Consider the following 20,467-nt stretch of genomic DNA (forward strand, 5'->3'; position numbering starts at 1 on the left):
TCCGATGAGTGAGACCCTGAAGGACAGCGCGCTCGACTACCACCGCTTTCCGACGCCCGGAAAGATTGCCGTGATGCCCACGAAAGCGATGGCCACCCAGCGCGACCTTGCGCTCGCGTACTCACCGGGTGTAGCCGAGGCCTGCTTGGCCATCGTCGACGATCCGTTTGAGGCCAGCAGCCTTACCGCGCGCAGCAACCTGGTTGCGGTAGTCACCAACGGCACCGCCGTGCTGGGGCTCGGGGACATCGGCCCGCTTGCGAGCAAGCCGGTTATGGAGGGCAAGGGCTGCTTGTTCAAGAAGTTCGCTGGCATCGACGTGTTCGACATCGAGCTCGACGAGAAGGACCCTGACCGCCTTGTCGAGACGATCGCCCGAATGGAGCCGACATTCGGTGGCATAAACCTTGAAGACATCAAGGCGCCGGAGTGCTTCTACATCGAGCGCCAGTTGCGCGAACGCATGAAGATTCCGGTCTTCCACGATGATCAGCATGGCACGGCCATCGTGGCCGCCGCCACCGTGCTGAACGCGCTGCAACTCGTGGACAAGCCGCTGGCGAACGTCAAGGTAGCTTGCTCGGGCGCCGGCGCGGCCGCAATCGCTTGCCTGGATCTGCTGGTCAGTCTAGGGGTGGAACGCCGCAACGTGTTCATTGCCGACAGCAAGGGAGTGGTGCATGCCGGCCGCACCGGGCTCGATGCGAGTAAGGCTCGCTACGCACAAGTCACCGCACTGCGCACTCTGGCCGACATCTGCGCTGGCGCAGACGTCTTCTTGGGCCTGTCGACCGGTGGCGTGCTCAAGCGGGAATTGGTCGCCAGCATGGCGCGCCAGCCGATCATCCTCGCGATGGCCAATCCAGTTCCGGAGATCCTGCCCGAGGAAGCGTTGGCCGCACGACCAGACGCGATTGTTGGCACCGGCCGCTCGGACTACCCGAACCAGGTCAACAACGTTCTTTGCTTTCCGTTCATCTTTCGCGGTGCTCTCGACAGTGGCGCTACGACGATCAACGAGGCGATGAAACTGGCCGCGGTGCGGGCCATCGCTGAGCTGGCTCACGCCGAGGTTCCCGAGACGGTGGCTCGGGCGTATGGTTCGAGCGTGCTGCGATTCGGCCCGCAGTACCTGATACCTAAGCCATTCGACCCACGTCTCATCGAGGTCGTGGCGTCGGCCGTGGCCGAGGCTGCAGCCGCAAGCGGCGTGGCGTCGCGTCCGATTGTCGACATAGAGGCTTATCGCAGGCGCCTGCGCCAGTTCGTGTACCGGTCAGGAAACGCGATGCAGCCCGTGTTCGCGGCGGCGCGCGCGGGCGGTTCACTCAAGCGGGTCGCGTATGCCGAAGGCGAGGACGAACGGGTGCTGCGCGCGGCGCAGGTGGTGGTCGACGAGGCACTGGTGCGGCCGGTACTCATCGGGCGCCAGGCCGTCATCGCCGAGCGCATTGACCAGCTCGGACTTCGACTGGTGTTCGGGGCGGACTACGACGTGATCGATCCGAACCATGCGGGCTTGGACGGAGAGTTGATTCAACGCTATTACGAGTTGGTTCGTCACCGCGGTGTGACGCCGGCGCTGGCCTTCGCCGATGTGTCGACCCAGCCGAGCCTGCTGGCGAGCCTCCTGCTGCGTCAAGGACAAATTGATGCGATGCTGTGCGGCGTTCACGGGCGCTACCACCAGCACCTTAGCCATGTGCGCGAGGCGATCGGCTTGCGTGTTGGATGTAGCAGCTTCGCGGCTATGCAGATGCTTATGTTGGCGGATCGGCAGCTCTTCATCTGCGACACCCACGTGCATCAGGACCCGGACGCGCAGCAGTTGGCCGAGATCACGCTGCTGGCCGCCCAGGCGGTTCGTGGCTTCGGGCAGGTGCCGCGTGTGGCACTGCTATCGCATTCGAGCTTTGGAAGTTCGGAAGCACCGTCGGCGTTGAAGATGCGGCGGGCCCTCGAGTTGATCCGTGCTCGGGACGGGTCGCTCGAGATCGAGGGGGAGATGCGCGGCGACGCCGCCCTGTCCGGCGAGGTGCTGGAGCGTGAGTTCCCTGGGGCGGCGCTCCACGGCGAGGCCAACTTGCTGGTGATGCCCAACGTCGACGCGGCCAACATTTCCTACAACCTGCTGCGCATGGCCTCGGGCGGGGGCATCACGGTTGGGGGCATCTTGCTCGGTGCGGCTAAAGCGGCACACATCTTGACTCCATCGTCCACGGTCCGGCGCATCGTCAACATGACCGCAGTGGCCGCTGCGGATGCGACCGCATTGCGTGAGCAGCCTGGTGGTGCCTGAGCTGGCCAATCTCCCGGTGCAGCACCCTCGAGCGTATGGCGATCGCCATGGCATGCGCGTCGACTGCCACGTCGAAAGCGTGAGGCCGGCTCGGCAAGCTCTTCAGTGCGGGTTCACGGACAGCTCAAAGAGTTGGTACGAACTGATTGCTGCGTCGCGTCGAAACGAGTCGACTGGCTGACAGTCGTGGATGCTCGATGAGGTCATAGCGCCAGCGGCGACTCGCATGCGTCGCCGGCCTATGACAAGCGTGCCACACCTGAGGGTGTTGTCCAGCGACTTTCTACGCGCTGGCTTGTGAATCGCCTTGGAGGTTGAGTTGAACGAGACAGCCCGCGGGCCGACTGCTCCCGCGCATTCACCGCATCAGATCGAGATGACGGTGCTGATGTTGCCAGACATGGCCAATTTTGCCGGCAACGTGCACGGCGGGACTATCCTCAAGTTCCTGGATCAGGTCGCTTATGCCTGCGCCAGCCGCTATGCGGGCTGCTACGTGGTCACGCTGTCGGTGGATCGCGTCATATTCCGGCAGCCGATCCACGTTGGCGAACTGGTGACCTTCCTTGCGGCGATCAACTACACGGGCACTTCGTCGATGGAAGTCGGCATAAAGGTCATCACCGAAGACATTCGCACCCAGAACGTGCGGCACGCCAACAGCTGCTACTTCACAATGGTCGCGGTCGATGACGACGGCCGCAGCACAGCGGTTCCGCCGCTCAATCCATCGACCCCAGAAGCGCTGCGGCGCTACTCGGCGGCACTCGGACGCCGCCGCCTGCGTCAGGCGTGACAAGGCAAGGTGCGCCCGAGGGTGATCTCCAGCGGCACACCGCTACGGTCGTTGTGCGCGAGCGTACGGCTCTCTATCCCGTCGCCGCTTCATACGCAATGAGGAGCAGCCACTGGCCATCCTGGACGCCGTCCGCAGAAGGGGGTGGCGTCCCGGAGATCCGTCGTCGCTGCGAACGCTCTCAAATGTCCAGGACCAGCAGCTTGCCCTTCGACCGTGAGCAACACGGCGTGAACTGATCGTTCTTCGCCTTCTCATCGCTGGTGAAGTACATGTCACGGTGATCCGGCTGACCGTCAAGAATGCGGGTGATGCAGGTGCCGCACACCCCTTGCTCGCATGACAGAGGAATGTCGATGCCATTCTCGATCAAAACCGCTGCAACGCTCTTGTCGGCAGGTACCTTGTAGCACCTGCCTGTGCTGGCCACCTTGACCTCGAAGTCTTCGTCATGGGACGTGTCTATGGGTTTGGCGCCAAAGTATTCCAGGTGCAACTGCGAGTCTGGCCAACCTAGCGCCTTGGCGGATTTCAAGACGTGCTCGATAAAGCCCGTAGGCCCGCAGATGTAGACGTTCACGTCGGACGTGGGCGCACCGAGCACATTTGAGAGGTCTAGCTTCTGATCTGCAGGGCCATCGTCGAAGTGAAAATCCACTCGATCAGCAAACTGAGATTGCGCGATGCGTTCGCGGAATGCCGTGCGCTGCGACGAGCGCGTGCAATAGTGCATCGTGAACGTTGCGCCGATCTGCGCGAGCCGCTCGGCCATGCACAGAAGCGGCGTTACGCCTATTCCACCAGCAAGCAGCAGCGTGCGAGCAGAAGGCGACAAAGGAAAGTGGTTGCGCGGTTCAGAGATTTGGAGAATAGCTCCTTCCGCCACTTCATCGTGCATCGCTTCCGATCCACCACGAGAAGACGGATCACGCAGCACAGCGATCAAATAGCGATGCTGCTCGGTCGGATCGTTACACAGAGAATACTGGCGCACGATACCGTCCCTGACGTGGACGTCGATGTGCGAGCCAGCCGAGAACGGTGGCAGCGGCGTGCCTGAAGCCGAGGTCAGTTCAAAGCTTGCAATGCCTTCGGCTTCCTCGACTTTCCTGGTTACTTTGACGCTCAGAGTGTTCATGACTTCAGCGCTCAGTGGAACGTGACCTCGAGCGTGTCGAGACTGCGTACAGTGTTCGTGATATGCATGGAGTGTTGACCAACCTCAATGCGCTCGACCTGCGTTGCGATCGCAGTCAACAGTGCGGTGGCCTCGAGTCGCGCCAGCGCCTGGCCTGCGCAAACATGCAGTCCGTGGCCGAAGGCGACGTGCTCCGCCGAGTGCCTCTTGATGTCGAAGCGATCGGGATTCGTGAACTTTCGCTCGTCGCGGTTCGCCGATGCGTACAGGACCGCCACGCTGGAGCCTGCAGGCAACGTGACGCCGGACAGTTCGGTGTCCCGGCTGGTTACGCGCTTGAAGGCTTGCACCGGAGACTCGATGCGAAGCACCTCGTTGTAAGCGCGCGCGACCAACACCGGCTCGGCCCTCAGAGCCTGCCACTGGTCCACGTTCTGTCCCAGCAGCCGGACGGCGCTGGCAATCGAGCTGATCGTGGTGTCGATCCCAGCTACAAGATAAGCCGCCAACAGCCGTGGACACTGGTCCCGTCGGATCACGCCGCGCTCCGCCGCGTCGTACAGCGCGGCGCCCAGGCTGCCCTCGCGTAGGCGACTCGGATCCTTATCCAACCACTCGATGTACTCGAAGCATTCGCCGAACACCGGAAGCGATCGCTGATACCGCTCGTTCGCTGGCCCCATCACGTTGAAGCTGGCGTGACCCCAGTCCAGTAGCCTGTCGCGACCGTCCTGCGGGATGCCAATCAACTCAGCGACGATGGTCAGGGGGAAGACCCGCGCCAGATCTCGCATGCCATCAAAGGTGCGCCGCATCTTCAGCGATGTGATCAGGCTGTTGGCCTGCGATTGCACATGGCCTTGGAGGTCGCGCATGGCCTGCGGTGTCAATTTCTCACCGACGGCCGCTCGCAGCGCTGTATGGTCCGGCTGATCGCTCTGAATGATCGTGCCGGCAAAGGCGTTGTTCAGAAAGTCGTTGAAGCCGACACCTTGACTGGAAATGAAAGTACCGTGGTCGTCGAGCACTTGTCGAACTTCGGCATAGCGAGCGCAACAGACCATCTGCAGCTGTTCGATCCACACGACAGGGCCAGCATCGCGGAGCATTCGGTACGTTGGATAAGGATCCTTCAGCACGGATTCTGAGAAAAGGTCTATGTCGAGGCTTGGGATTCCGAGTGGTTTCATGATGTCTCCAGGTTTGGACGTCCCCGGCAGGTCCGGATCAGGAAGTAGTTGACGTCAGCAACAAGCGGTAGGTCTGGTTCTTGGATAGGCTGCACGGCCTGGCTGGTCGCGTGCGCAATGAGTGGGGTAGCCCAGGCGGAGCCATGAACCAGGGAATCGAGTGGGTACCCATGTGGCGCTCGGAAATACTGTCTATGCGGCCTGAGGCGCCAGAGTCGCGCTTTGCGGCTCCGGGCGCTTGGGCGAGAGCAGAAAGTACGACAGACCGGGCAACAACACGAGCGCCCCGACCATGTTCCAGAGAAACATGAACGACAGCAGGATGCCCATGTCAGCTTGAAACTTGATCGGCGACAGCGCCCAGGTTGCCACGCCCGCCGCCAGTGTGAAACCTGTCAGCATCACAACCTTGCCGGTGAACAGCAGCGCCTTGTAGTAGGCCTCAGACAGTGTCGCGCCCTGACGCAACTGCGCCAACATCACAGCCATTACGTAAAGGGCGTAGTCGATACCGATGCCCACCCCCAAGGCAATGACGGGTAGCGTGGCAACTTTGACGCCAATGCCCAGCATCGTCATCAACGCCTCGCAAAGGATGGTGGTCAGCACCAGCGGCAACACCGCGCAGATGACCGCGCGCCATGAGCGGAAGGTAACCAGGCACAGCAGCACGACAGCGCCATAGACCCAGAACAGCATCTCGCGGCTGGCTTGTTTGACGACGATGTTGGTCGCGGCCTCCAAGCCAGCGCTACCTGCAGCCAGCAGGAACTGCCCCTCGTCGGTGCTGTTGGTCGCGGCGAAGGCCTCGACCTTGTCAACCACTGCCTGCAGCGTGTCGGCCTTGTGATCCTTTAGGTAGATCATCAGCGACAGCGTGTTGCAGCCGCTGTTGAACAGCTCGGGAGGCACTTGGTTCGTGACCGAATTGAGCATGCTCTGAGTCGGCAGAAGTTCGTACCACTTGGGGTTGCCTTCGTTCATGAAGACGAATATCTGCCGGCTGAGGCTGGCCAGCGACGCGGTGCTCTCCACACCGTCGAGTTGCCGCAACTCCCATTCCAGTGCGTCCATACGCCGCTGCATGTCATAGCGCGCGCACTGGCTGTCGGCGGTGCGGCCGATGACAACGAAGACGTCGCTGCTTGCGCCGTAGTTGGCAGTCATGAAGGCCGCATCGCGGTTGTAGCGCGAGTCGGGACGCAGCTCAGGGGCGCCGGGGTCGAGATCGCCAATCTTCAACTGCAGGCTCACAAGGAACCCCGCGACCCCGAGGATTGCCGAAACGATCACTGTCGTCGCGGCCCAGCGTCGGGTTGTAAAGCGATCAAGGAAGACCCACATCGGGTGCTTGACCTCGCTGCTCTCGTCCTTGAGGCTGCGCGCAGCCGCGCGCTGCGACACGCCGATGTAGCTCAACAAGATGGGCAGCAGAATCAGGTTGGTGAACACCAGTACGGCCACGCCGATGCTCGCGATGATCGCCAGATCCTGGATCACCGGGATGTGGATCACGCTCAGAACCGCGAAGCCGACCGCGTCGCACAGCAAAGCAGTCAGTCCGGCCAAGAACAAACGGCGGAAGGTGAACCGTGCGGCGACGAGCCGACTGGCTCCGCGACCGATGTCCTGCATGATGCCGTTCATCTTCTGTGCGCCGTGGCTCATGCCGATAGCGAACACCAGGAAGGGAACCAGGATGGTGTAGGGGTTGAGTTCGTAGTTGAGCAAAGGCAGCAGCCCGAGTTGCCAGACGACTGCAACCAGCGAGCAGCTGACCACCAGCAGGGTGCTTCGCACACAACGCGTATAGGCGTAGAGCATGGCTGCAGCCAGCATCAGCGCGACGACGAAGAAGCCCAGGATCTGGCGCAAGCTGTCGATCAGGTCGCCGACGACCTTGGCGAAGCCGGTGATGTGCAGTTCGATCGCGGGGCTGCTGTAGCGGGTGCGAATGTCCTCTAGTTGCTGCGACAGAACTGTGTAGTCAAGCGGCTTGCCTTGGGCATCAACGGACAGCAGTGGCACGACGATCACGCTCGAATGAAAATCAGATGCGACGGTCTGACCGATCTCGCCACTGCGTTCGAGGTTGGCCTTCAAGGCAACAAGGCTGGCTTCCGAACCGTCGTAGTCGTCGGGCATCACCGGACCACCTTCGAGGCCTTCTTCGGTCACGGCGAGCCAGCGCATGGTGGGCGTCCACAGGGACTTCATCCGAGAGCGGTCAACCCCGGGCAGCAAGTAGACCTCGTCGCTGATCTTGCGCAGCGTCTCCAAGTGAGAGGCCTCGAAGATCGTCCCCGTGGCCGCTCGCACAGCGATTCGTACTTGATTGCCCGAACCTGACAGCTCACTGCGATTGGCCAGGAAGTTGAGCACATACGGGTGCTTGGACGGCAGCATCTTGTCGAAGCTGGCGTTCATGCGCAGGCCACCGAGCTGCCAAGTGAGCATGACCGTGACCGCGACGCAGAACAACATCACCCACAGCCTGTTGTTGAACAACAGCTGCTCAACCAGTGATCCAGAGCGGGGATCAAAGTTGGCGACGTCGCGCGCGAAGTCCTCGATGTCGGGTGACGGGCTTACGTTCATGGTTTGTTGTTCTGCGGTTCACCGCTTGCCGAGCGCACCAGGCCGTACAAGCTGCCGATGATGAAGCTTCCGTTGGCTGTCATGCTGACCGCGGTCATCATGGGCCGTCTCACTGAGGGGACGGTTTCCACAATGCCCTGGTCCGGTAGGAGCCGGTAAACCACTCCAGCCTGGGTAGCGACAAGTGCCACTCCATTGGTCGCGCCTGAGATCGCTGTCACCGCAGAGGGCACAGCAAGGTCAACCTTCTTCCATGGGGAGTCAGTGGTCTCGGAGACGAAGAGATTGCCTTTGATGCCGCCGACGACGGCATGGCCGGACGGCAGCAAGGCGGCTGCGAAGAGACTGCCTCTGTACGGCGAGGGCAGGCGTTCGAAGGTACCGAGGCCGTCGTTCGACTTCAGTACCAACCCTTGTTCGCCGGCGATGAGGGTCGTACGGCCGTTGACAGCAACGGCGTTCAGATGTTGGCCCGTCGGATTGTCGATGAGACCCAATAGAGACTGCCAGGTCTTGCCGCCGTCGCGAGTCATGAACGCCAGCCCGTAAGCGCCGACGACGACACCGACGGTGGCCGAACCGAAGCTGACGCCGAGCAAAGGCTTGTCCGGGCCGTCATCGACCAACCCCTGAGACGAGCGCTTGACGGCGGCGCCAGCGGGCGAGCCGCCGGCGATCAGGCGATCGGCCTCCTCGAGCGCCAAGCGGGCCAGCTGCGCGCCATCGGCCTGCTTGATCCAGCTCTGGCCGCCGTCTGCAGTGTGGAGCACGATACCGCTGTGGCCTACAGCCCAGCCGAGTTGCTCACCGACGAAGGTCACGTCCGTCAGCGTTACGCTGACGGGCGACTTCGACTGGCGCCAGGAACGCCCGTCGTCATCGGACAGCAGGATCAGGCCGCGCTCTCCGACGGCGACATGCCTCGAACCGGCCGACGCCACCGCGAGGATCGCAGCGCGCTCCGGGTGGCGCACGATGCGCGCCTCCGCGTCAAGTGGGCGCGCGAAGCCTCCCTGCAGAGGTGTTTGGGCAAGCGCTGGAGAGAGGCCGGCGATGGTTGCCATCACGCCGCACGCAACGACGAGTCGTGCCGGCCAACGGGTGGGGTCACGCAAGATTGCTTGGTTCATGGTCGCTCCTCACAGCTGCGCGCATACGCCGAGCAGCGTTTCAGCGCACACCTTCGCCGGCCAGTGCGTCTCCCGTGAAGAAGCTGTCGGATAGCCGGGGAATGAACTTCGATGCGTGCGACACCTCGTTGGTGATGTCGTTGGCAATCCAGTCACCCGTCTGCAGGTTGTAGTGGCCGAAAGGTCCCGACAGAACGCCAGGAAGGTCGGGTGCGACCACATTGACGTACCAGAACGTGCGCCACAGCTGACCCTTCGCGTCCCAGCCGTCAGCCAGCATCGACTGCCAGCTATCCTCGTCAAAATAGAAGCGACGTTTGGTCATCACATGCCGCTTGCCATCGGCGACAGTTGCCTCGACGACCCAGACGCGGTGCAGTTCCCAGCGCATCAGGTCCGGATTGACGAAGCGCTCGGACAGCACCTGGTCGTCCTTGGCTGCCAGCAGGAGCCTGTTGTTGTTGTAGGGGATGAACATCTCCTGCTTGCCGACGATCTTCCAGTTGTAGCGGTCCATAGGACCCGAGAAGATGAAGATCTCGTCGAAGTTGGAGACACCCGAGGTCACGAACGAGGGCGTGTCGTAGGTCGCGTTGGGCAACTTGCGCACACGACGTTGGCCGGTGAGGTACTGCCAGGATGGCCGTCCCGTCGTGGGATCGAGGTTATCGACCAGGATAAGCGCCTCTCCGGCCTTCTGTGCGGGGCCGTGCGTGGTCAGACGCAGGTAGGCCCATTGGCCCTTGCCGCGCAACTGCTCGGGTGAACCGTCCTTGTAATAGTAGGGCCACTGCTCCCATTTCTCGGAATCGGAAGCGAGCACCCGTTTGCCGTCGCTGGTGACGATGTAGGTGCGGAACAGCGAGTGCATGGTTTCGCCCTGCCACCGCAGCATGTGGTTCCACATCACCTCGGTGCCTGACTTCGGGATGGGAAAGGGAATGCCCCCGAAGGCGCTCTCGACGGCATAGCCGTTGTTGGCGGTTTTGGCGCGCGTGGCGTTCTTGAACGTGTTGTCGTATACCCACTGTGGCGCCATGGCCGTGCGGTGCGTCGGGTAGACGTCCATGCGGTAGTTCGGATACTTCTTGAACATCGCCTGCTGCCCGTCGTTCAGCCGGTCGACGTACTGCCCCACGTTCTGCGCCGTGATCGAGAGCAGCGGCTTCTCGCCGGCGAACGGGTCGGCGCGCCTGACCCCGAGCGCGCCAGGGCTACCCGTCGGCGCCCCTGTCCACGCCGGAATGGTTCCGGCGGCGTTGCCGGCCTTCTCGGCGCCGAGCGGAGTCAATGAGGTCTTGAGCTTGGCCGCCTCGTCGTCTGAGGCGGCTGCGAACACGGACGCGCCCGCGACGAGCAACCCGACAAACAGCCATGAGCTGGCGCGCCGGGAGCTGGTAAGGGAACTGCTGGGTGATTTACGCATTGCGTTGTCTCCTGGTGTTGTCTGCGGCTGCGTCGTTGCCCCAAAGGTAGTTCGCCACAGGATGAAGAAAAAGGGCCTTGGACTGAAATGTCAGTTCCGCCTTGAGGAAAAATCATCCGGCACCAACCTTGGCGGCCTAGGCCGGTTGCTCGTGATCTGATCGAAGCGCGCTCGCTTCCCCGCCCGTTCAAGATGCGCCCCGAGCCCGACCAGGCCCCATCTGTTGGTCAATCAACATTCGCTCGAGGACCCGCCGTGCGCGAGTCGTTGCACGCGAGGATGGCCGCGTGCTCGATCGCTGCAATGAAGTCCCGCTTCGAGACGACTGAGCAGTACTGACCCGGTCGATGAATGGGTAACGCTTGAGCGCTACAGGATTCAGAACGTTCGCTGCACCGACAGCGAAACGAAGTTCCTGTCCTTCAGCGACTGGCGGAAGCTGTAGTTGGCGTTTTCGTCGAGTAGCCCACCAGCTTTGCCGAAGTAGTGCGTGTAGTTGATGCCCGCCTTCCAGGTCTGCTGCACGTCTGCGCTCAGACCGATGCTGAAGTCGCCGCTCTTGTCCCAACCACCGTTGAACAAGGGGATCACCGACGAGCGGCCCTTCGGGTTGTAGCCAAGTCCGACCGGAATCGTCAGATCTACCCCAGGGAGTGCCTGGTACAGCGTCGGCATGAACAGCACGCGCAGACCTGTGGCGTCGCGCGTCGCATTGGGGTCAAGCGCCGCGGCGTTCTTGGTGACGCTGGTGCGCCGATGCCAAGCCACTTCAGCCAGCAACAGGCCGCCGTCCCACAGCGACGTGCGCTCGAGCACATGGACCACCGACACCTGGGCGTGGGCGGTGTTTCCCACCGGGTAGGCAGGGTCGTTGCTGTTGTTGGTGGTGCCAGGGACATCAACGACCAAGCCACCGTGCGCAACGAGCGAGGCGTTGCGCCGCACCGAAACTTCGGCGCCGACGTTGAACGACCCGATCGACTTGGAAGCGCTCATGCCGAACATCCTGGTGCCCTCGTGAAACGCCAGGTTGTAATCGCGGCCAGGTCGCAGAACGACCGTTCCCAACTTGTCGTGGAAGCGGATCGCGTAGAAGCCGAAGTCGGTGTCCAGTTCCTCGCTGCGCCAGCGCAGTTGCACACCGCCTTGGCCACTGTTCTTGGCCTCCATGTCACCCGTGCGCGGCACCGGACCGCCCAGGAAAGGAGGCAGGTACAGCTGTTCGCCGCCAACGTCGAGCAAGTCGGCGCGCGACAGGTAGCTGCCCGAGGCGGGTATGCGGCTGCGTTCCCATTCGAACTGGACGTAGGCACCGAGCGACAGCGTGGGAGAAATCTGGAGCTGGGTCGAAGCCTGCCCGACCGGACGGATGATCTCCTTGAACTGCGAGCCGGGCACCGTCAGCAGCTTGACGAGGTCAACCGGCGCTTGGCCGCCGGCAATGCCGTTGTCGCCGAAGAACAAGCTTTCGCCCCACAGCAGCGTGTGTCGGCCGAGGCGGCCCGTGAGTTGCATGTCGCCGAGGTTCGTCTTGCCAAACACGAAGGCGTCGAGCACCTCGACGTCGCGTCCATGATGTTCACGTGTGGCGCGCGTGAACTCCCCCGGAGGAACCGACGTCGGGTTGGGCACCGCACCGCCGCCGAATCCGGGGTTGTCGTTGTCGCCGTTGTACACGCTGTCGTACCAGGCGGCCGCACTGATGCGCAGGCCCAGATCACGCTTGTAGACGACGTCGAGTTCGGACAGAAGATCCAGGCGGTTGGAGATTAGTCCCTTGTCAAAGTTTTGATCCCCATCGTCGAGGTTCGGGTTGTAGGCCGCGATGACCTCGGGCGAGCGGTTCTTGACGCGGAACCCCGCGCTGTACTTGAACGTGTTGTCCCAGCGCACCTTGACGTCGCTGTCGGGCGGGCTCAGATCAAGCGCATGAGCACCCGGAGCACATGCAAGCCAAGCTGCGACCGCGGTCGCGCAAAGGTTGAGGCCTCGTCGGGCGGGGCTGAAATGATTCATGTCCTTCTCCTCGTGTGGTTGTCTGCTCAGGTGTCGCAGCGACGCGATTGGTTTGGCCGAAAGCTTGGTCTGTCGTGTTGAGGCAGTCCGGCACGTGGTCGCCGCGTACCGAGGGGTCTCACCACGCCGAGCGCCGAGCAAAGACCGGTTCAGCGTCCGGCCGCGCAGGCGGCTGAACTCACGTCGTTGTCGCTGATGTCGAGCACCGCGCTTGTCTCCTCGCCCCGCCGCGAGCTGCGACGAGTGGCGAGGAAGTTAATCTGTCACCGAGCGAAGAAAAAGGCGTCGGAAATGAAATGTCATTTCCGATCTTCGGAAGAGTGGCCCCGAGATGAAGGATTCGGAAGCATGCCAGCGGCAATGCCGGCAAGGTGCGGCTGCGTCCACTGGAATGGCTGCTGATCGAGTGGCCGGCCCACGAGGCCGAGCCGAGCACGCACGTGCTGATTACGCTGCTCGAGGACACACCGATCAGCGAACTGGTCAGCGCCGCGCGTCAGCGCTGGCGCATCGAGCGTGACTACCAGGACCTGAAGCAGGACTTCGGGCTCGGACTACGAGGGCCGCGGTTGGGATGGCCCCCTCCACGCCAGTCTGAGCGTCGCAGCCTGCGGGCTACTGATGGCCGAGCGACTCATCGCCGACAAGCCAGTCGGCGCCAAAAGGACTTCATCGAACGCCAAGTTCGCGGAGTGCCTGGCCGACGGGAGCGCTGTGGGCCTGCGACGCGTCCACTCCGCGTCGAACCTGGCATCTGTGTCCCGCCGTGCGGTTGTATGGATCGATAGACGGCGCCTTGTGGACAAGCGCGGCCGACTTGGGGCATACAACCGCAGGGGCAACTTCAGGCCCTGATCGCGACCACGCTGCCCCCTTGGCGCAGGGCATCCAGGTGATCTGCCCAAGCCTGCATCATCTTGCGGCGTGCGGGCAGGTGCTCGGCGTGGTTGTAGGCGGCTTTCACGGCGTTGCGTTCAGCATGGGACAGCTGTCGCTCGATGACATCGGAGGGCCAGCCGCACTCGTGGAGCATCGTGGAGGCCATGCCGCGGAAGCCATGGGCCGTGAGCTTGGTGCGGTCGTAGCCCAGACGCCGTAGCGCGGCGTTGATGGTGTTCTCGCTCATCGGCTCGCCGTTGGTCCGGACGCCAGGGAAGACCCATCGACTCTTGCCGGTCAGTGGCTTGAGTTCCTCGAGGATGGCCAGCGCCTGGGTCGCCAGCGGCACGATGTGCATGACCCGGCCCTTCATCTTGGCGGCCGGGATGCGCCACTCCGCGGCTTCGAGGTTGATCTCGCTCCACTCGGCGCGGCGCAGTTCGCCGGGACGGACGAAGAGCATGGGCGCCAGCCGCATCGCGCACTTCGTGATGAAGCCGCCGTCGTAGGACTCGATGTCGCGCAGCAACTGACCTACCTGTCGCGGTTCGGTCAGCGTTGGGTAGTGCTCGGGCTTCCACGGGGTGAGGGCGCCGCGCAGGTCGCGGCTCGGATCGCTCGTGGCGCGGCCGGTAGCGACGGCATAGCGGAATACCTGTCCGCAGTTCTGTTGCACCCGATGCGTGGTCTCGATCGCGCCGCGGTCCTCGACGCGCTTGAGCAAGGCGAGCAGCTCGGTCGGTCGGATCGTGTCGATCATTCTCGAGCCGATCCAAGGGAAGACGTCCAGTTCGAGCCGCCGGATGATCTTGCTGGCGTGCGAGGGCGCCCAACCGGTCGCGTTCTTCTCGTACCACTCGCGGGCGACGGCCTCGAAGGAGTTCTCGGGTGGCAGGCCAGCCGCCGCGCGTGCTGCAGTTGCTCGGCGCTGCACCGCTTCACTGCGGGCTTCCTTGCGAACCTCGCTCGGGTCACCGCCGGCGCTGACCAGTTTGCGGGCCTCCTCGGCCTTCTTGCGCGCGAGAGCCAGTCCGACGTCCGGAAAGGTTCCTAGGCTTAGGGTGTTCCGGCGCCCGTTGAGACTGTAGTCAAAGCGCCATCCGTGGGATCCGCCCTTGACGAACAGCCGCAGGTACAAGCCTGCGCCGTCGGTCAGGCGGCTGCGCGGGTCGCCAGGCTTGACCGCCTTGATCGAGGCGGTCGACGGGATGAGGTGTTGAGCCATGCAGGAACTTTTCGGCTTCGATGCCGCAATTTTCCGGTTCCTGCGGAAGTTCCTGCAATGTGAACCCCGGTCGCTCGGGATTGCATGGGACTGATCGGGACAAGAAAAAAGCCCTAGAGCGTTGATTCTCTAGGGCTTTTTGGGCTTCCTGGGACTTCGCGGGAAGCCCTGGAACATGTGGATGGTGGAGAGGAGGAGGATCGAACTCCCGACCTTCGCATTGCGAACGCGACGCTCTCCCAGCTGAGCTACCCCCCCACGACGGAAAGGATTGTAGCCGATCGCCGCTCATTTCATGCCGTTGCGCCGGGCCAGTTCCAGCCAGAGGCCGGCGTGGTCAGCGTCTGGCCAGCCATGGGCGGCGGCGCTGCTGTAGAGCTGCTCGAAGAGCTGCGTGATCGGGGCGTCGAAGCCGAGTTCGGCGCCGGTGGCCAGTGCGTTGCGCAGGTCCTTGATCTGCACGGTGATCGCGGCGCGCTTGGCGAAATCGCGCTCGACCATGCGTTGGCCGTGCACCTCGAGGATGCGGCTGTCGGCGAAGCCGCCGCGCAAGGCTTCGCGCACCTTGGCCGGATCGGCGCCGCCGCGCTCGGCCAGCAGCAGGGCCTCGGCCACGGCGCCGATGGTGATGCCGACGATCATCTGGTTGGCCAGCTTCGCCAGCTGACCCGCGCCGTGCGGGCCCACGTGCGTGGCACGGCCGAGCGGTGCGAACGCCGGCCGCGCGCGCTCGAAGTCGGCCGCGTCGCCGCCGGCCATGATGGCCAGCGTGCCGGCCTCGGCGCCCACCGTGCCGCCCGAGACCGGGGCGTCGAGATGCGCCACGCCGCGCTCGGCCAATGCGGCGGCGTGGGCGCGGGCCTGGGCCGGCCGGATGGAGCTCATGTCCACCAGCAGCGCGCCGCGCGGCAGCGCGTCGGCCACGCCGTGGGCGAACAGCAGGTCTTCCACGATGTCGCCGTGTTCCAGCATCGTGATCGTCAGGTCGGCCGCATGCACCGCCGCATCCGGCGTGTCGGCCACGCGCGCGCCGTCCGGCACCAGGGCCTCTGCCTTGGCGCGCGTGCGGTTCCACACGGTCACGTCCAGGCCGGCCGCGCAGAGGCGGCGCGTCATCGGCGCACCCATCAGTCCGGTCCCCAGCAGGGCAAGTTTCATCGGCGAACACTCCAAGGCAAGGAAGGGACGGGCCAGTATAGGAAGCGCCGCTGTCGTCGAGCCGCGGCGGCCGCCCGGCGCGGCGAATAGACCCGTCCGCACCCCGCAGTTCGCGGCTTCGGCAGGGCGCGCTCCGAGGTCCAATCGCGTGAACACTCGTCCATCCCGATGCCCGCTGCCCCGATCACCACGCCTGGCACCCTGCCGGCCGGCTCGTCCACGAGCCGGCGACTCGGTCGTTTCGAGCTGCGGCAGCTGCTCGGCAAGAGCAGCCGCACGATGGTGTGGCTGGCGCACGACCCCGCGGCCGGCGCCGACCGCTATCTGACCCTGCCGCGCCGGCAGCCGACCGATGCGGCCGCGCTCGAGGCGTGGTTGCGCGGGGCGCGCCATGCGGCCCGCCTGAGCCATCCGCAACTGCTGCCGATCGTCGATGTCGGCGTCGAGGAACGCTGGCCCTTCCTGGCCGGCCCGGCGTTGGCCGGCCTGACGCTCGAAGCCCACCTGGCCGGCGGCGAACTGCCGTCGCCCGCTCAGGCTGCGCAATGGCTGTGCGACGTGCTGCAGGGCCTGGCCTTCGTGCACGAGGCCGGCTTGGCGCATGGCGACGTGGGCGGCTACAGCGTGCTGATCGATCCGCAGGGCCGCGCCTTGCTGCTGCCCGGCGCCGACGCCTCGGCTTCGCAGGCCGCCGCGGCCGGCGGCTCGGCGCTGGCCGTCGATCCTGACGCCTTGCGTTCGCAGCGCGATGCCGGCGCGCGCGACCTGCAGGCCTGTGGGTTGCTGCTGCACCGGCTGCTCGCTGGACAGCCGGCGCTCGACGAGGCCGATCCCCCCACGGCCCTGGCGCGGCTCGACCGCGAGATCGTGCGCCTGGGCTGGACCACGCCGCAGCCAGTGCCCGACGCGCTGCGCGCCATCGCCAACCGCGCCACCGAGCGTGAACCGCAGCGCCGTTACCTCGGCTCGCGCAGCCTGCAGCGGGCGCTGCAGGGCTGGCTGGACGCGCAGGCGGCCGGCGGCGACGGTGTGCTCGGCCTCTTGCTCGATCGCCTGCACAGCGTCGGCCACCTGCCGGCCTTGCCCGGCCTGCTGGCCCGCGTGTCCACGGTGGTCGCGATGGAGCAGCAGCGCATCGACGAGATGGCGGAACTGATCATCCAGGATCCGGCGCTGGCCTTCGAGCTGCTGCGCCAGGTCAACGCGGCCCAGTTCGCCGCGCACGCGGCCGGTGGCGTGACCACCGTGCGGCGTGCGGTGCAGCTGTTCGGCGTGCAGGGCCTGCGGCCTGTCGCCAACGGCCTGCGCCCGTGGCCGGGCGCGTTGTCCGCATCGAATGCCGACGCACTGGCAGCGAGCATGCGCGAGGCGCGTGTCGCGGCGCACGTGGCGCGCACGCTGTGCCCGGCCGACATGGACGGCGAAGAGGCCTTCCTGCTTGCCTTGCTGCAGAGCCTGGGCACGCTGCTCGTGCGCTACCACTTCCCCGAGGAAGCCGAACAGATCCACCGCCTGGTCGACCCCGAGCCGGGCGGCGCACGCGGCATGTCCGAGTCGGCGGCGGCCTGTGCCGTGATCGGTATGGAGCTCGACGCGCTGGCGATGGCCGTCGCGCGCCACTGGGGCTTCGACGAGACGGTGCTGCACGCGATGCGGCGTGTGTCGCTGGAGGCGCCGGTGCGCGCGCCCGATCATCGCTCCGACACGCTGCGCCTGCTGGCCAGCGCGGCCGTCGAGGCCGCGGCCGCGATGGCCTCGCGCGAGGCGCGTGGCGGAGGAGGCGCAGCGGCGCTGGCGCGCGTGAGCCAGCGCTATGCGCGCGCGCTGGTGCTGGGCCAGAACGAACTGCTCAACGCGGTGCAGCAGGCACAACGTTCGGTCGATGCCGCGCTGCGGCCGCTGGACGCAGCCGCCTGAGCCGGCGCGCGCCGTTCGTCGATCCGCCGCCATTGCCGCCTCGCGGCAGTCCGGGGATTCGAGCTTCGATGGATGAGCGGCGCGCCGACCGGCGCGCGCTACACGTTGCTGGTGGCGCGAACCTCGTCGATCGAGGTCTGCCCCTGCAGCACCTTCTCGATGCCGTCCTGCCGCAGCGTCAACATGCCTTCGCCGAGAGCCAACTGCTGCAGTTCCTCGGCGCGGGCGCCGGTCTGGATCATGCGACGCAACTCGCGTGACATCGGCATCAGCTCGTGGATGCCGCAGCGGCCGCGGAAGCCGGTGTGGCCGCAGGCCGGGCAGCCGGGGCTGTGGTGGTGCATCAGCCGGCCGTCGCGGCCGAAGCGGCCCAGCCAGCCCTCGCGCACGCTGGCACGCACGGCCTCCGGGTCGGCGTGCTGCTGCACGAACATGTGATCGTCGAGCATCACCTCGATCTCGGCCTCGGTCATCGGGCGGCTCACGCGGCATTCGCCACACAGCCGCCGCACGAGGCGCTGCGCCAGCACCAGCAGCAGCGAATCGGCGAAGTTGAACGGGTCCATGCCCATGTCGAGCAGGCGGGTCACGGTCTCGGGCGCGCTGTTGGTGTGCAGCGTCGACAGCACCAGGTGACCGGTCAGCGAGGCCTCGACCGCGATGCGGGCGGTCTCGCCGTCGCGCACTTCGCCGACCATGATCACGTCCGGGTCCGCGCGCAGGAAGGCGCGCAGCGCCTTCGCGAAAGTCCAGTCGATCTTCGGGTTCACCTGCACCTGGCGCAGGCCGGCCTGCGTGATCTCGACCGGGTCCTCCGCAGTCCAGATCTTGCGCTCCGGCTGGTTGATGTGGCTGATGGCCGAATGCAGCGTGGTGGTCTTGCCCGAGCCGGTGGGGCCGACGCACAGCACCAGGCCGTAGGGGCGCTCCATCGCGGTCTTGAGCTGCGACAGGTGGCGCTCGCTGAAGCCCAGCTTCTCCAGCGGCACCGGCTTGGCCGAGGCCAGCAGCCGCATCACCACGTCCTCGAGACCGTTGTTGGTCGGGATGGTCGCCACGCGCAACTCGAGCTTGTGCTGGGCCGAGAACTTGGCGAAGTTGATCTTGCCGTCCTGCGGCTTGCGGCGCTCGGAGATGTCGAGGTCGCACATGATCTTGATGCGCCCGATGATCGCGTTGCGGTAGGTGTGCGGCAGCTCGAGGTAGGGCTTGAGCACGCCGTCCTTGCGGAAGCGGATCTTCAGCTTCTCGCGGCCGGGGTAGTTCTCGATGTGGATGTCGCTGACGCCCTGGCTGTAGGCCTCGATGATCATCGTGTGGATCAGGCGCACGAGCGAGTTGTCGCTCTGCTCGATCTGCTTCTCGCTCTCGCGCGCGTTCTGGTCGGCGCCCTCGCGCTCCAGGCTCTCCAGCAGCTTGCCGGCATCCGCGGGGTCGGGCTCGGGGCCCTCGTCGAGTGCGAGGCCGGCGATCTCGACACCGATGCGCGAGTAGGCACTGTGCAGCGTGGACTGGATGTCGTGGTGGCGCGCGAGCACGGGTGCCACCTTGCACTGGCTGGCGAATTCGATCTCGTCGAGCGCACCGCGCCTGGACGGGTCTTCCACCGCCACCACCAGCGTCGTGTCGCGCAGCAGCAGTGGCAGCGCGTTGAGGCGCTGCGCGGTCGGGAACGGCAGCTTGCGCAGCGCGTCGGCCTCGATCGGGAAGCTGCTGGCGTCGACGATGGGGTAGCCCATCTTGCGCGCCAGCGCGGTCTGCAGGTCCTGGCGCGACACGCGGCCCAGGCGCACCAGCAGTTCGCCGATCGGCACGCCCCGGTCCACCTTCTGTTGTTCCAGTGCCTCGTCGAGCTGCTGGTGGTCGATCATGCCCAGCGCGATCAGTGCCTCGCCGATGCGCACCATCGGCATGCGGCTCTGTTGCACGATGGCCTCGAGCAGCTGATCGGACGTGACGCTGCGCTGCGTGACCAGGATGTCGCCGAGCTTCTGCTTGCGCAGGCTCTGCTGCATCTGCGCGGCCTCGTTCACCTGTTCGGCGGTGGCGGCGTGGCTCTCGACCAGCAGGTCGCCGAGCCGCGGCCCGATCTCGCGCGAGGCAATGCCCTCGCTCGGGACGAACAGCCGCGTGACGCGGCCGCTGTCGTCGAGCGGCGTGAACAGGAACAGGCCGAAGGCGGTCTCGACGTGACCGATGGTCTCGCCCACGATGGGGCCGCCGGACTTCATCTCGAGCTTGTAGCGGCTGCGCGGGCGGTGCGCCAGCACGGCGGCGTGGGGATCGTCGCTGCGCGGCGCGGTCGGGACCAGCGGCTCGGTCAGCATCAGAGAGCGGAAGCGGGCGAACTTCAGCGGCATCGTGGAGCGTGCCGGAGGGATCTGCACGCTCGCCAGCTCTTCCTCGGGGGAGAAATGCACCAGCCGGCCACTGATGAGCTTGCCGTTCAGCCCCTCGATGGCGCAGGGCTCCGCCTGCCCTGGAACGCCCGCCTGCGGATAACCGGCGAACGGCGGTGTAGGCCAGCTGTAGGCCCCGCTGTGTGAGGCGTCCTGGCTGTCGGGCACCGCGGCGCCCGCCTTGCGGGGCGGCGACATCGGCGGCAGCGAGAGATCGGTCATGGCAGTGAACAGGTGCAGCGGTAAGACAAGGCAGACGACATGCATGGTCGCCTGGGCATCGTAAAGAGCCCGTC

Annotated in this window: 12 protein-coding genes, 1 tRNA gene and 1 pseudogene; 4 read left to right on the plus strand and 10 right to left on the minus strand. The window is 65.1% G+C overall.

What is annotated here, in order from left to right:
* The first annotated feature begins 4 nt into the window (after window positions 1-4).
* The gene (locus ASC67_RS07710) at window positions 5-2,299 is read left to right on the plus strand and encodes an NADP-dependent malic enzyme (RefSeq protein ID WP_056317436.1); all 2,295 of its coding nucleotides are present in this window, start codon (window positions 5-7) and stop codon (window positions 2,297-2,299) included.
* A gap of 376 nt (window positions 2,300-2,675) precedes the next feature.
* Window positions 2,676-3,095 carry an acyl-CoA thioesterase gene (locus ASC67_RS07715; RefSeq protein ID WP_056317440.1) on the plus strand — a complete coding sequence of 140 codons (420 nt, stop codon included), beginning with the start codon at window positions 2,676-2,678 and terminating at the stop codon, window positions 3,093-3,095.
* A gap of 181 nt (window positions 3,096-3,276) precedes the next feature.
* On the opposite strand, the gene ASC67_RS07720 is transcribed toward ASC67_RS07715, so the two are convergent.
* The 6 genes from ASC67_RS07720 to ASC67_RS07745 form a co-directional block, all read right to left on the minus strand.
* A complete protein-coding gene (locus tag ASC67_RS07720; protein WP_056317443.1) occupies window positions 3,277-4,233 on the minus strand; it encodes a PDR/VanB family oxidoreductase in 957 nt (318 codons plus the stop codon).
* An 11-nt stretch (window positions 4,234-4,244) separates the two neighbouring features.
* Window positions 4,245-5,423, minus strand: coding sequence for a cytochrome P450 (locus ASC67_RS07725; RefSeq protein ID WP_082535880.1), 1,179 nt, complete (start codon window positions 5,421-5,423; stop codon window positions 4,245-4,247).
* A 192-nt stretch (window positions 5,424-5,615) separates the two neighbouring features.
* Window positions 5,616-8,021 (minus strand): RND family transporter, encoded by a 2,406-nt coding sequence (locus ASC67_RS07730; RefSeq protein WP_056317450.1) that lies wholly within the window; start codon window positions 8,019-8,021, stop codon window positions 5,616-5,618.
* Window positions 8,018-9,151, minus strand: coding sequence for a YCF48-related protein (locus ASC67_RS07735; RefSeq protein WP_082535881.1), 1,134 nt, complete (start codon window positions 9,149-9,151; stop codon window positions 8,018-8,020). Before ASC67_RS07735 ends, ASC67_RS07730 begins: the two co-directional genes overlap by 4 nt.
* Before the next feature lie 40 nt (window positions 9,152-9,191).
* Entirely contained in the window at window positions 9,192-10,577 is a 1,386-nt protein-coding gene (locus tag ASC67_RS07740) for a DUF1329 domain-containing protein (RefSeq protein WP_082535882.1), read from the minus strand.
* A gap of 378 nt (window positions 10,578-10,955) precedes the next feature.
* Window positions 10,956-12,593 carry a DUF1302 domain-containing protein gene (locus ASC67_RS07745; protein WP_056317457.1) on the minus strand — a complete coding sequence of 546 codons (1,638 nt, stop codon included), beginning with the start codon at window positions 12,591-12,593 and terminating at the stop codon, window positions 10,956-10,958.
* A 377-nt stretch (window positions 12,594-12,970) separates the two neighbouring features.
* On the opposite strand from ASC67_RS07745, the pseudogene ASC67_RS20210 reads away from it, so the two are divergent.
* A pseudogene (locus ASC67_RS20210) lies at window positions 12,971-13,448 on the plus strand (hypothetical protein); the annotation flags it as partial.
* Here the strand turns inward: ASC67_RS20210 and ASC67_RS07750 are convergent.
* From ASC67_RS07750 to ASC67_RS07760, 3 genes are all read right to left on the minus strand, one after another.
* Entirely contained in the window at window positions 13,438-14,697 is a 1,260-nt protein-coding gene (locus tag ASC67_RS07750; RefSeq protein ID WP_056317459.1) for a phage integrase central domain-containing protein, read from the minus strand. The pseudogene ASC67_RS20210 and the gene ASC67_RS07750 overlap by 11 nt on opposite strands.
* A gap of 182 nt (window positions 14,698-14,879) precedes the next feature.
* Window positions 14,880-14,955, minus strand: a tRNA-Ala gene (locus ASC67_RS07755).
* Between the two features lie 30 nt (window positions 14,956-14,985).
* Complete coding sequence (locus ASC67_RS07760) at window positions 14,986-15,855, minus strand: NAD(P)-dependent oxidoreductase (RefSeq protein ID WP_056317462.1); 870 nt, start codon at window positions 15,853-15,855, stop codon at window positions 14,986-14,988.
* A 168-nt stretch (window positions 15,856-16,023) separates the two neighbouring features.
* Between ASC67_RS07760 and ASC67_RS07765 the strand changes: the two genes are divergently transcribed.
* Window positions 16,024-17,772, plus strand: coding sequence for an HDOD domain-containing protein (locus ASC67_RS07765; RefSeq protein WP_082535883.1), 1,749 nt, complete (start codon window positions 16,024-16,026; stop codon window positions 17,770-17,772).
* Window positions 17,773-17,870: 98 nt separating this feature from the next.
* Here the strand turns inward: ASC67_RS07765 and ASC67_RS07770 are convergent, their stop codons facing one another.
* A complete protein-coding gene (locus tag ASC67_RS07770; protein WP_200946839.1) occupies window positions 17,871-20,393 on the minus strand; it encodes a GspE/PulE family protein in 2,523 nt (840 codons plus the stop codon).
* Window positions 20,394-20,467: the final 74 nt, after the last annotated feature.

Origin of the sequence: Methylibium sp. Root1272 (assembly GCF_001425905.1) — a bacterium.
Taxonomy (GTDB): domain Bacteria; phylum Pseudomonadota; class Gammaproteobacteria; order Burkholderiales; family Burkholderiaceae_C; genus Methylibium.